A 12,498-nucleotide genomic window follows, 5' to 3' on the forward strand; every position below is an offset into this window, starting at 1 on the left:
TTCGTTGATTAATTGATTGTGTATTATAATTTTTCAAATCGAATACTTCCGTATTCTGAGTTAATATTTATAGTATTTCCGCTAGTACTGTCTCCATAGAAACCTTCATAATAGCGTTCTTTAGATTCAATTCGTTTTTTATTCATAGTGAAAGCATCTTCACCTTTTAGACTAGTATATTCAAGATTCAACTTAAAATTAAAGCTATATTGTGAGTTGTATCCAATTTTAATAGTAGCTAACTCAGATTCAATCCTGATGTCTCCTGCATCATCTGCCATTTCTGCAACCTTGATAGATCCATAATCAGCTTTTAAATCTAAACTCCCTGAAATTCCACCCAAGCGTAAGGATAAATAATCTCCCATTCCTTTTACATTGTATGCTTGCTCAATTTGTAATACATTATAATCACAATTGTATTCCATATAACTAACTGTTCCAAAGCGCGATTTTGTATGATCAGCGTTCAATTGGATGTTTTCTGCCTTTTTTACAGTAAATGAAGAATAATCTGCATTGATGCGACCACTTTTTATATACGCAATCGTTACGTTATTAGTATGATCAAAATTTAAAGAATTATCATCTCCAAGTAATTCTCCAATCTCCATACTTCCATGGTCACAATTGAGCGCAACTTTATTTTCAGCACGATTCAGGATAATTTTCCCGTAATCATTTGATATATTTAATTCATTTCCTTTCGGGAATTTAATCGTGTAACTCACTGTCACATTTACTTTATTTCGTTTCTTCCATTTCCACCAAGATTTCGATTTATTTTTGCTAAAATGTGTACTAGCATTTACCATTGAATTGGTGTTATTAAAATCAATATCAATTTGTCCTAAACGTTCAACAACTTTACTCTCATCATCTCCATTTGTTTTAATGACAACTTCAATAGCAACGGTATTTTTATCCCAAGAAGTCAGGTGAACATTTCCGTAACTATTTGATACTTTCAAAAGTGCGTCTGATGTTACCGAAAACTCTTTGGTAATTGTTTTTTCTTTGGTATATTTTCCTTTAAATTTTTTACCATTATTAGCAAAAGCCACAATAGGTACTAAAAAAGCAAGGAGTATATATTTATATAACTGTGTCTTCATTTTTGAATAATTTAATTTCTTCAATTTGTACTAATACATTCTTTAATAGATCAATGCGAAGTTCAAAATTTGCAACCATTGCATACAAAATACGTTTATCATCTCCGTGTTCAATTAATTGATTTTTTAAATCTGTATAATCTTTCTCTAAGCGTTCTAATTGCAACAAAGCATCTTGGATAATCTCTTTCGTATCTTCATCTTCGGCTGCTTTTACTTTTACTAATTCTTCTTCAATTAAAGAAGCAAAATACAATTGTGAATTCTCTACTTCAGGCGAAAATGTAACTTCTTCTGTTCCTTCTCCAAATTGAAAATTAGAACCAATAAAAACTCCTAAGCCTAATAAAATAATACATGCAGCAGCTATAGGTTTCCACCAAGTAAACAAAATCACAGGTTTAGAAGTATCATCTTTTAATGCTGGTGTTTCTTCTTTCCCTTGTTGTTGTTTCAACTTCGTTAAAAAACGATTCTCATGATTAGTATCAGGAGTTTCTACATCAAACTTTCCTTCTAATCGTTCAAATAATTTTGAAATGTGATCTTCCTCTTTCATACGCATAATTCTAATTTTTTTCGCAAACTTTCCTTTGCTCTGGAAATCATTGTTCTACAATTTGCATAACTAATATCCAGAATGCTGCAAATTTCGTCATAATCAAACCCTTCAATCAAATGTAAGGTCAAAGAAACTCTGTAATTTTCCTTCAGTGTTTTCAAAGTCTGCAATACTTTTTGAGCCTGTAAGCTTGTAAACTCTTCGTCTGAAGCAATTCCGTCATTATCTTCGACCTTATGTAATACAGTGTCAAATGGAACTTCTTCTTTTCGCTGTTGTTTTTTATACAAGTAAATACTTTTGTTCACTACGATTTTCTTTAACCATGCTCCGAATGAAACTTCTTCACTAAAAGAGTCCAATTTCAAAAATGCATTTAAAAATGATTCTTGCATGGCATCTTCCGCTTCTGCGCTATCTTTCAAAATTCGAAATGCAGTATTATACATCGCTTTATAATAACGATTGTAAATCTCCATTTGCGCAGATTGGTTTCCTTCTTTGCACAACGTAATGAGTTGTTCAGTATGTAACTTTTGGTGGCTCAAAAAGTTTTAGTTTATTGTAAGGATTACAGAAAAATTCATTTGTTACAGTTTTCCCTAAAATTATTTAATATTTCTTGAATTTAATTGTTTTTAAAGTAAAAGCTTGGCATAACAATTGTCTTAAAACAAAGTAGAATACTAGATGAATAGAGAATTACTGTTGATTTATAGTGTTTTAAACGACTTAGAGAAAAAGAAATATAGATATATCGTTCTGTTATTATGACAGAATGACCTAGAAACGAAATATGAGCAAAACAAAGTTTTTAAATATGGACAGTTTGTCATTTCAATCCATTGATGAAGATGCGGAATTGATTCCATTAATGACGCCTGAAGACGAAGAGGAAATCAATAGAGAAGTTTTACCAGCAACATTACCAATACTTCCGTTGCGAAATACAGTATTGTTTCCTGGTGTTGTAATTCCTATTACTGCCGGAAGAGACAAATCTATTCAATTAATAAAAGATGCCAATAATGGTGGAAAAGTAATCGGAGTTGTTTCTCAAAAAGATGAAGCTGTCGAAAATCCTACATTAAATGATATTAATACATTAGGTACGGTTGCCCGAATTTTGCGTGTATTGCAAATGCCAGACGGAAATACAACGATTATCATTCAAGGTAAAAAACGCTTTGAAATCGATAGTATGTTGCAAGAAGATCCATATATGGAAGCAACCGTGAAGGAAGTGCCTGAAACACGACCAGAAACTACGGATGACGAATTTCGCGCCATTTTAGATTCAATAAAAGACCTTGCATTACAAATCATAAAGGAAAGTCCAAACATTCCTTCGGAAGCATCATTTGCAATCAAAAACATAGAAAGTTCTTCGTTCCTAATCAATTTCATATCATCAAATATGAATTTGCCAGTAAAGGAAAAACAAGAATTATTAGCGATTACAGATTTAAAACAACGTTCGTTAGCAACGTTAAAGTTTATGAATTTGGAAATGCAAAAACTTGAATTGAAAAATGATATTCAATCGAAAGTGCGTCATGATTTAGACAAACAACAACGTGAATATTTTCTACATCAGGAAATGAAAACCATTCAAGAAGAACTTGGTGGTGGCGTTTCATATGAGCAAGAAGTAGAAGAAATGCGTGCTCGTGGGAAAAAGAAAAATTGGGATGAAAGTATAAAGAAGCATTTTGAAAAGGAACTAGCAAAAATGCAGCGTATGAATCCGCAAGTAGCGGAATATTCAATTCAGCGTAATTACTTAGAGTTATTTTTAGATTTACCTTGGAATGAATTCAGTAAGGATAAATTCGATCTGAAAAAAGCTACGGAAATATTAGATCGCGATCATTCAGGGTTAGAAGATGTAAAAAAGCGAATCATTGAATACTTAGCAGTTTTAAAGCTTCGTAACGATATGAAATCGCCAATTTTATGTTTATATGGTCCTCCAGGAGTTGGAAAAACTTCTTTAGGAAAGTCAATTGCAGAAGCGTTAGGAAGAAAATATGTGCGTATTTCACTTGGTGGATTGCGTGATGAAGCGGAAATTCGTGGACACAGAAAAACATACATCGGTGCTATGCCAGGACGAATTATTCAAAGCTTGAAAAAAGCTGGAACTTCAAATCCTGTGTTTGTATTGGATGAAATTGATAAACTATCATCAAGCAGTCATAATGGCGATCCATCTTCGGCAATGTTAGAAGTATTAGATCCTGAACAAAATACAGCGTTCTATGACAACTTCTTAGAAATGGGTTATGATTTATCGAAAGTGATGTTTATCGCAACAGCAAACAGTCTAAGTACCATTCAACCTGCATTACGTGATCGTATGGAAATCATCAACGTAACAGGATATACAACAGAAGAAAAAGTTGAAATCGGAGGAAAACATTTGTTAGGAAAACAATTGGAAGAACACGGACTTACCGAAAAAGATTTAAAAATAGGGAAGAAGCAACTTGAAAAAATTGTAGAAGGATACACGCGCGAAAGTGGTGTCCGTGGATTAGAAAAGCAATTAGCGAAAATGGTTCGTTATGCAGCTAAATCCATTGCAATGGAAGAAAAATACGAGAAGAAAATTACAAATGATATCATTATAGATGTATTGGGTCCAGCACGTATGGAACGTAATAAATATGAAAATAATGATGTTGCTGGCGTTGTTACAGGTTTAGCTTGGACGAGTGTTGGAGGTGATATTTTATTTATAGAATCTATTCTTTCCAAAGGAAAAGGAAACTTATCCATTACTGGAAATTTAGGGAAAGTAATGAAGGAATCGGCAACGATTGCAATGGAATACATGAAATCGAATGCTGATACTTTAGGAATTGATCCAGAAGTATTTTCAAAATATAATGTACACATTCACGTTCCTGAAGGTGCAACACCAAAAGATGGACCAAGCGCAGGAATTACAATGTTAACTTCGTTAGTATCTTTATTTACTCAGAAAAAAGTGAAGAAAGATATTGCCATGACTGGAGAAATTACATTGCGAGGAAAAGTGTTACCAGTTGGTGGAATTAAAGAAAAAATTCTTGCTGCAAAACGCGCAGGAATCAAGGAAATTATCATGTGTAAGCAAAATGAACGTGATATCTTAGAAATAAAAGAATCCTATCTAAAAGGACTTACGTTTCATTATGTAACAGAAATGAGTGACGTGATTAAACACGCTGTCACAAAGGAAAGCGTGAAAAATCACAAAACACTCTAACAATTGATAAACTGATATACTAAAATGATTTAGAGTTTTGAATGTCTGCTGTTTTATACAGGTTGTACGCTAAAAAACTCTAAATCTTTTTTATATGTTTCTTCAATGTTTGACATATCAAGTTCATTTAGATAGTCAATAATTTCAGTAGCATCCATTTTAGAAATGCTTTCATCATACATACTTGGAACGAGTTCCATCATTTTGTTTTGTATGTGTGAAATAATCATAATCATATCTTCACAGTAAATAGAAGGATTGTTGAATCCGTTTTCTTGTTTGTGACGATGTACTAATCGTCCGCCTCTACAAACATTAACTATAGGACATTCTAAACACTGTGTACATAGTTTTTCAGTACTATCTTCAAAATATAGTTTTCCAAGCGGCAATTTTACAATTTCTTTAAAATTGTGTGTAAAAATATTCATGTTGGTTTTCGTAAAACCTTCTCCGCAACCTTTTAAAGAATCGATTGCTTCAATATCGCCATTCGTTTCAATAACTAATGCATGCGCTTCATGTCGTACCGATTTACTTGAACCTAAAATTGCATTAGTAAGTCCATTAAAGAAAGGAATCACTGGTCTGTTTGCGTCATTAATCCATAAATCATATAATTCAATTAGCCAACTTCCCATAGCTTTGGATTCGTATGGAAAACTGTCATGTGTATAATCGGGCAACAAGAAATTTACATAATCAGAAGAAATGTCCGTAAGATGTTTATATGTTATAGCTGCTGTTTCATCAATATTCATCACACTAATAACGGAGACAAAGCCAAGTTTTCGTTTCAAGAGTTTCAACCCTTTCATGACATCATCATAACTTCCGTTTTCTTTGTGATCTACACGATACATATCGTGTGCTTTTTTGGTTCCATCTAAACTTACACCTGGAAAAATTCTATGTTCTTTAAGTATTTCTGCCCAAGCTTCATCAATCAATACACCATTTGTTTGAATGTTATAATCAAATGTAGTGTCTGGAAATTGCTCTTTTAAAACTTCTGCTTGCGTGATGAATTTCCCGAAAAATGATTTGTCAATTAATAATGGTTCGCCACCGTGAAATGTAAACGTAAATACTTCTTGTGGATATTCTTGCAAATACAAGGAAACACGTTTTATAATCGTTGGAATCATACTTTCTTTCATGAATTTTGGTTGATTTCTAAAAGTAGAATCTCCTAAATTATACATAAAACAGTAAGAGCAATTTAAATTACATCTGCTGGCAACTTTTAAGACTAATCGATTGAAATGCATAGGAAAGATTTTAATGAAAAATTTAAAGAACAGTTGCCCAACGTGTTAAACTAAACAATATTTAACTATTGTAAAATGTTGAGCAACTGAAAAATATAATGTATTACTTAGTTAGGATTATCCTAATCTTACTTGATGATCATGTGGTAATGCAGGATACGTTCCATTCTTTATGCAATCTTGTACACCTTCATGCCAGTAATATCCCCATGGGCATCTTGGACCACCACCACCAGTTGGGTAATGAATAATATCATCATCATAAGGAATACCAGCTGCATCAGCTGCATTTGTAGATAATCCTCCAAATACTTTGTTTAAATCTTCAACTTGCTTTTCAGATAAAGCATCAACAGTTTTGTGTAAAAAAAACTTTTTTTTCATAATAGTTTGATTGTAATTAATCCATACTCTAATGTTTTAAATGGCTTTTTTGGATCCTCCATTATAGAGTTAACTCGTATGTAATGTAAGACTAATCTTAAATGAAAAACAAGGAAACTAAGTGCGCTTTTATAAAATATCATTATGTATTATGAAGAGGAAAGTCAATATTCATATAGGATTGTTGAAAGAAAGAGTGTTTTTAGCCCTTTAAAAAAAGGGAAATAGAAAAATCTAAGAATTTTATTAAAAAGTGTAAAATATTTATGATATCTAAACGTTTTGAATAAAGATTTTAGTTACTTTGCACCCATGCAGAAAAAGAACCTTTTTTACTTTTTTTTGTTTATAACAACAATAGCCTCCGCTCAAATTGGGGGAAGGTATACGTATCAGTTTTTAAACTTAATTTCATCACCTAGGCAAGCAGCACTTGGTGGAAAAGTTATTACTAATTACGATAAAGATGTTACACAAGCAATTTTCAATCCTGCAAGTATAAACTACAGAATGGATAATCACTTATCTTTAAATTATGTCAACTATTTAGGCGATGTAAATTATGGATCTGCTTCGTATGCATATACTTGGGATAGAAGAGTGCAGACATTTCACGCTGGAGTCACTTATGTAAGTTATGGACAGTTTGATGGATATGATGAACAAGGAAATGAAACTGGAAGTTTTACAGGAAATGAAATTGCTTTGTCAATGGGATATGCGTACAATATTCCTTGGACAGATATTCATATTGGAGGAAGCGCAAAATTTATCAATTCAAAATTAGAGCAATACAACTCATTTGGAGGAGCTGTAGATCTTGGGATTATGTATGTCAATGAAGAATTGGAACTAAATATTGCTTTAGCAGCAAGAAACTTAGGGTTTCAATTTACAACATACGCAGGCTTACAGGAACAGTTACCGTTTGAATTAATCTTTGGAATTTCTCAAAAACTAGAACATGTTCCAATTCGTTGGCACTTAACATTTGAAAACCTGCAACAATGGAATATTGCTTTTGCAAACCCAAATAGAGCAGAACAATCGATTGAAGGTGGAGTTTCAGAAGAAAAAGTAACCTTTCTAAAAAACTTAATTCGTCATACAATCGTAGGAATGGAAGTGTTCCCAGATAAAGGATTCAACATTAGAGTTGGATACAACTTTAGAAGAGGAGAAGAATTAAAAATTGTTGATCAACGTAACTTTTCAGGAATTACTGCAGGATTTGGACTTAAAATCAACAAATTAAAATTTGATTATACGTACGCTAGATATTCAATTGCAGCAAACACAAGTATGTTTGGAGTAACTGTAAATCTTCAATAATTACAGCTTAGTAAGCGGCTACAAAGTACTACATCATGAAAAAAATTACAATAGCCATTGATGGCTTTTCATCTACAGGAAAAAGCACGATTGCAAAACAACTTGCCAACGCATTAGAATATATATATGTAGACACAGGCGCTATGTATAGAGCTGTGACGTTGTACGCGCTTCGCAAAGGATTTATAAATGACGAAGATTTCTCTATCAATGATTTGGTAGCAGATTTAAATGCGATTCACTTAACGTTTCAGTACAATGAAAATGTCGGTTTTGCCGAAATGTACTTAAATGGTGAAAATGTTGAAAAAGAAATTAGAACGATGAACGTTTCTAACTATGTAAGCAAAGTTGCTGCGGTACCAGAAGTTCGCTATCAGTTGGTAAAGCAACAACAAAAAATGGGCGAAGAAAAAGGAATTGTGATGGACGGAAGAGATATAGGAACAGTTGTTTTCCCAGATGCAGAATTGAAACTATTCATGACGGCTTCACCAGAAAAAAGAGCCATGCGTCGTTATAAAGAACTAATTGACAAAGGTGATGATGTCAACTATGAAGAAGTATTGCGAAATGTACAAAATAGAGATTATATAGATTCTCACAGAGAAGATTCACCACTGCGACAAGCAGAAGATGCTATTGGCTTTGATAATAGCGATATGGGACTCAAAGAACAGTTTGAACGTATATTCAATCTTGTCCAGCGAACTACAAATGCTTAAAAACCCTTAGGCTTAATAAAATACTTTTCAAGTAGTACTTTTTTGAAGTATCTTTTTCTATCTTGACAAAGGAAAAAGAAATCACATTAGTTCTCTCATAATATGAAAATTTCTAAACTGTTATTTTTAATAGCTATAAATATTTTTTTTACATTATTTGTGTTTTCATGCGAAATATTTCAAAATAAAATTCATCTTGAAGTTAGTGAAACTCAATTATACGCTCCACAAGAAGGAACTGACTTACAGATTAATATTTCATCCGATACTGATTGGGAAATAATAGCTCAACCAGAATGGTTAGAAGTTGTATTAGAAGATGATAAAAATCTACTAATCACTATTTTTAAAAATGAAGACTCTTTTTTGAGGAATGGAAAGATTAAAATAAAATCTGACAATTATACTTCTGAGGTTACTATTTATCAAGCAAGTTTAACTGAACAATTTAAAAAATGTTATGTGACTTTTAATCCTGTAGGACATAAAGGCAATCATCTTTTTACAGTATATACACAAAGTAATACAAAGCCTAATTATTACTGGGGTTTTACCATTGCTCGTGAGAAGGATTTGTCAAACAATGTATATTCGGATCAATACAGAATAATAAACTGTAAAGAATTTACATATAACGGAAAAGAAATGCTTCCAACTGGATCTGCATTGTTATATCTTGGAGAGTCTGAGTTTGCATATAAAAGATCTGACGCTTTAGATTATACAGGCGGCTATCATGGGAGAGAAAAATTTACAGAAGTAAGCTTTTTTATTGATGATAATTTAATAAATGATGTAACTACTCAATTTAAGATGAGAGCATGCGAAAGGTTTACATATACACAAAAGAGTATCATGTACAGAGATGATGATGCACATACAGAAGATGCAACACATATAAAGACAACTGAGATTTTAGATAGTGGATACTTTACTGAAAATACGATTACAGCTATAGTAGACATACCTTTAAATGTTTGTTATGGATCTATAGTTTCAACTAGTATTGATGTAGCTGGAAAAGGATCTGCCGCTAATTATGAAAATGTTGTTAGTTTTAATCAAGATGGAAACAAAAAACTTGAAGGTTTTTGTGACAGGTTATTCATGTGGAACGACAAAAATAAGCTATCTGTAAATATAGAAAGCATTTTTAGTATATATAATGATTATGCTACTCAACAAATATGGGATAGTCAATATTATGGGAAGTATTATAGGTACCTTCAATATATTAATTTAAATGCAGGAGAATCTTGGTTTTTTGAAACAAAAGTTACTTTTGATAAATTGTAAAAAATAAAAAAGCTTCCAAATTGGAAGCTTTTTCAATATTGTTATATAATAAACTATTATAAGTTTGGAATAACCAACTCTTGACCTGGATGTATAACATCTGGGTTCTTTAAAATATTTGTGTTTGCTTCAAAAATAGCAGTATACTTTCCAGCTTTACCATAATATTCTTTTGCAATTTTACCTAACGTGTCTCCACTAGCTACTGTATGACGGTGATATACTGAATCATCAGCTACTTCAATATTTGCTTCAATATCAGATGCTAATTCTCCACCAGCTTCTTTAATTTTGTCCCAAATTAAATTCTTTTCGTGTGGCGTACCTGCAACACCAGAAACTTTTAATACTCCATCAACTTCTTCTACATTTCCGTTTTGAATCCCTAAAGCCTCACCAAGGTCAAGAACTCCTTGATATTTTAATTTTACACTCATTATTCTTTATATTTTAATTATTAATATCATAAAGATAAATTAAAAAAATAGATTTTAAGTTACGAGCGTGTTATAATCTGCTTTTTCGATGAAAATCACATTTTGCAGCTAAATTGAATAAATAGGAGTCTATTTGTATAGTATTAGTTTGTAAATCAAAATAATAATGGTAATTTTGCACTCCTTTTTAGCATGATGGAGAATCAGAAAAGGAAAGATAATTATATATAAACATAACATTCTATTGCTTTTACATGCGAAGACTCTCTACAAAAGTGATATACAAATAATACATCAGCAATGGCTGAAGAAAACACAAACACAGACGTTCAGGAAGTTAAAAACCCTGAAGAATTTTTAGCAAATTTTAACTGGCACAATTACGAAGAAGGAATTGACCAAGTTGAAGACGAAAAGCTAGAAGAATTTGAAAAATTAGTAGCGGACAATTTCGTTGATACAGATGATGATGCTGTAGTAGATGGAACTGTAGTAAGAATGACTGACAGAGAAGCGATCATTGATATCAATGCAAAATCTGAAGGTGTAATTTCTTTAAACGAATTTCGTTACAATCCAGACTTAAAAGTAGGAGACAAAGTAGAAGTATTAATTGACGTTCGTGAAGACAGAACTGGACAATTAGTATTATCTCACAGAAAAGCGAGAACAATCAAAGCATGGGAAAGAGTAAATGCTGCTCATGACAATGGTGAAATCGTTAACGGTTTTGTAAAATGCAGAACTAAAGGTGGTATGATTGTAGACGTATTCGGAATAGAAGCGTTCTTACCAGGATCTCAAATTGACGTGAAGCCAATTAGAGATTACGATCAGTATGTGAATAAAACAATGGAATTCAAAGTGGTTAAAATTAATCATGAATTCAAAAACGTTGTTGTATCGCATAAAGCACTTATTGAAGCTGATATCGAATTACAGAAAAAAGAAATCATTGGTCAATTAGAAAAAGGTCAAGTACTAGAAGGAATTGTGAAAAACATTACTTCTTACGGTGTATTTATTGATCTTGGTGGAGTTGATGGATTAATTCACATTACAGATCTTTCTTGGTCTAGAATTAATCATCCAAATGAAGTTGTTGAATTAGATCAGAAACTTAACGTTGTAATCCTTGACTTTGATGATAACAAATCAAGAATCCAATTAGGATTAAAGCAATTAAGCGCTCATCCTTGGGAAGCTTTAGATTCGGAATTAAAAATCGGAGATCAAGTTAAAGGAAAAGTTGTTGTTATTGCTGATTACGGTGCATTTATCGAAGTTGCAGAAGGAGTTGAAGGATTAATTCACGTTTCTGAAATGTCTTGGTCTACACACTTACGTTCGGCACAAGATTTCGTAAAAGTTGGAGATGAAGTAGAAGCTAAAATCTTAACTTTAGATAGAGAAGATCGTAAAATGTCTCTTGGTATCAAGCAAATGACGCCAGATCCATGGACTGATATTACTACAAAATATCCTGTAGGTTCTAAACACACAGGAACTGTACGTAACTTCACTAACTTTGGTGTATTCGTAGAATTAGAAGAAGGTATTGATGGATTAATTTACATCTCTGATTTATCTTGGACTAAGAAAGTGAAGCATCCATCTGAGTTTGTTACTGTTGGTGACAAATTAGAAGTACTTGTATTAGAATTAGATGTAGATGGACGTAAATTAAGTTTAGGTCACAAACAAACTACTGAAAATCCTTGGGATAAGTATGAAGGTGAATTTGGTGTAGGTACATTACATACAGCAGAAATTACTGATACAAATGATAAAGGTGCAACAGTAGCTTTAAACGAAGATGTAGTAGCTTTCATTCCTTCTCGTCACTTAGAAAAAGAAGACGGAAAGAAATTGAAGAAAGGTGAAACAGCTGAGTTCAAAGTAATTGAGTTCAACAAAGAATTCAAAAGAGTTGTAGCTTCTCATACAGCAATCTTTAGAGAAGAAGAGCAAAAGAATATTCAGGCAGCTGCTAAGAAACAGCAGTCATCTGAAAAAACTACGCTTGGAGACTTAGATGCTTTACAAGAGTTAAAAGACAAAATGGAAGGGAAGAAATAATTTCCAATCATTTTATCATATATAAGAAAGCCGTTTCAATTTTG

General features: G+C 32.3%; 11 protein-coding genes. 5 read left to right on the top strand and 6 right to left on the bottom strand.

The genetic code is table 11. The annotated features are described in order from the left end of the window. Nucleotides 1-23: 23 nt before the first annotated feature. The 3 genes from ACUUYC_RS14570 to ACUUYC_RS14580 are packed head-to-tail and all read right to left on the bottom strand — an operon-like array spanning nt 24 to nt 2,225. The gene (locus ACUUYC_RS14570) at nt 24-1,115 is read right to left on the bottom strand and encodes a DUF4097 family beta strand repeat-containing protein (protein WP_474266886.1); all 1,092 of its coding nucleotides are present in this window, start codon (nt 1,113-1,115) and stop codon (nt 24-26) included. After that, nucleotides 1,096-1,674, bottom strand: a complete 579-nt coding sequence (locus tag ACUUYC_RS14575; RefSeq protein ID WP_474266888.1) for a hypothetical protein — start codon at nt 1,672-1,674, stop codon at nt 1,096-1,098. Before ACUUYC_RS14575 ends, ACUUYC_RS14570 begins: the two co-directional genes overlap by 20 nt. Beyond that, on the bottom strand, nt 1,671-2,225 hold the full coding sequence (locus ACUUYC_RS14580; protein ID WP_474266890.1) for an RNA polymerase sigma factor: 555 nt from the start codon (nt 2,223-2,225) through the stop codon (nt 1,671-1,673). Before ACUUYC_RS14580 ends, ACUUYC_RS14575 begins: the two co-directional genes overlap by 4 nt. Nucleotides 2,226-2,473: 248 nt before the next feature. Here ACUUYC_RS14580 and lon point away from each other — a divergent pair, with 248 nt between their 5' ends. Next, nucleotides 2,474-4,930 (top strand): endopeptidase La, encoded by a 2,457-nt coding sequence (lon, locus tag ACUUYC_RS14585; RefSeq protein WP_474266892.1) that lies wholly within the window; start codon nt 2,474-2,476, stop codon nt 4,928-4,930. 53 nt (nt 4,931-4,983) lie between these two features. On the opposite strand, the gene ACUUYC_RS14590 is transcribed toward lon, so the two are convergent. Further along, nucleotides 4,984-6,201 carry a radical SAM protein gene (locus ACUUYC_RS14590; protein ID WP_474266894.1) on the bottom strand — a complete coding sequence of 406 codons (1,218 nt, stop codon included), beginning with the start codon at nt 6,199-6,201 and terminating at the stop codon, nt 4,984-4,986. A gap of 117 nt (nt 6,202-6,318) precedes the next feature. Continuing rightward, complete coding sequence (locus ACUUYC_RS14595) at nt 6,319-6,585, bottom strand: hypothetical protein (protein ID WP_474266896.1); 267 nt, start codon at nt 6,583-6,585, stop codon at nt 6,319-6,321. 312 nt (nt 6,586-6,897) lie between these two features. Between ACUUYC_RS14595 and porQ the strand changes: the two genes are divergently transcribed. From porQ to ACUUYC_RS14610, 3 genes are all read left to right on the top strand, one after another. Beyond that, a complete protein-coding gene (gene porQ, locus ACUUYC_RS14600) occupies nt 6,898-7,917 on the top strand; it encodes a type IX secretion system protein PorQ (RefSeq protein WP_474266898.1) in 1,020 nt (339 codons plus the stop codon). A gap of 35 nt (nt 7,918-7,952) precedes the next feature. Next, nucleotides 7,953-8,642, top strand: a complete 690-nt coding sequence (gene cmk / locus ACUUYC_RS14605; RefSeq protein WP_474266900.1) for a (d)CMP kinase — start codon at nt 7,953-7,955, stop codon at nt 8,640-8,642. Nucleotides 8,643-8,744: 102 nt separating this feature from the next. Next, nucleotides 8,745-9,938: a BACON domain-containing protein gene (locus ACUUYC_RS14610; protein ID WP_474266902.1), complete on the top strand. Its 1,194-nt coding sequence runs from the start codon at nt 8,745-8,747 to the stop codon at nt 9,936-9,938. A gap of 56 nt (nt 9,939-9,994) precedes the next feature. On the opposite strand, the gene ACUUYC_RS14615 is transcribed toward ACUUYC_RS14610, so the two are convergent. Then, entirely contained in the window at nt 9,995-10,375 is a 381-nt protein-coding gene (locus ACUUYC_RS14615; RefSeq protein WP_474266904.1) for a LysM peptidoglycan-binding domain-containing protein, read from the bottom strand. 300 nt (nt 10,376-10,675) lie between these two features. On the opposite strand from ACUUYC_RS14615, the gene rpsA reads away from it, so the two are divergent. Next, a complete protein-coding gene (gene rpsA / locus ACUUYC_RS14620) occupies nt 10,676-12,454 on the top strand; it encodes a 30S ribosomal protein S1 (protein ID WP_474266906.1) in 1,779 nt (592 codons plus the stop codon). Nucleotides 12,455-12,498 lie beyond the last annotated feature (44 nt).

Source organism: Kordia sp. E (genome assembly GCF_056033805.1).

Coding starts and splice junctions, on each gene's coding strand:
- porQ (WP_474266898.1), top strand. CDS start 6,898: ATGCAGAAAAAGAACCTTTTTTACTTTTTTTTGTTTATAACAACAATA.
- ACUUYC_RS14570 (WP_474266886.1), bottom strand. CDS start 1,115: ATGAAGACACAGTTATATAAATATATACTCCTTGCTTTTTTAGTACCT.
- cmk (WP_474266900.1), top strand. CDS start 7,953: ATGAAAAAAATTACAATAGCCATTGATGGCTTTTCATCTACAGGAAAA.
- ACUUYC_RS14595 (WP_474266896.1), bottom strand. CDS start 6,585: ATGAAAAAAAAGTTTTTTTTACACAAAACTGTTGATGCTTTATCTGAA.
- ACUUYC_RS14615 (WP_474266904.1), bottom strand. CDS start 10,375: ATGAGTGTAAAATTAAAATATCAAGGAGTTCTTGACCTTGGTGAGGCT.
- rpsA (WP_474266906.1), top strand. CDS start 10,676: ATGGCTGAAGAAAACACAAACACAGACGTTCAGGAAGTTAAAAACCCT.
- ACUUYC_RS14575 (WP_474266888.1), bottom strand. CDS start 1,674: ATGAAAGAGGAAGATCACATTTCAAAATTATTTGAACGATTAGAAGGA.
- ACUUYC_RS14590 (WP_474266894.1), bottom strand. CDS start 6,201: ATGCATTTCAATCGATTAGTCTTAAAAGTTGCCAGCAGATGTAATTTA.
- lon (WP_474266892.1), top strand. CDS start 2,474: ATGAGCAAAACAAAGTTTTTAAATATGGACAGTTTGTCATTTCAATCC.
- ACUUYC_RS14610 (WP_474266902.1), top strand. CDS start 8,745: ATGAAAATTTCTAAACTGTTATTTTTAATAGCTATAAATATTTTTTTT.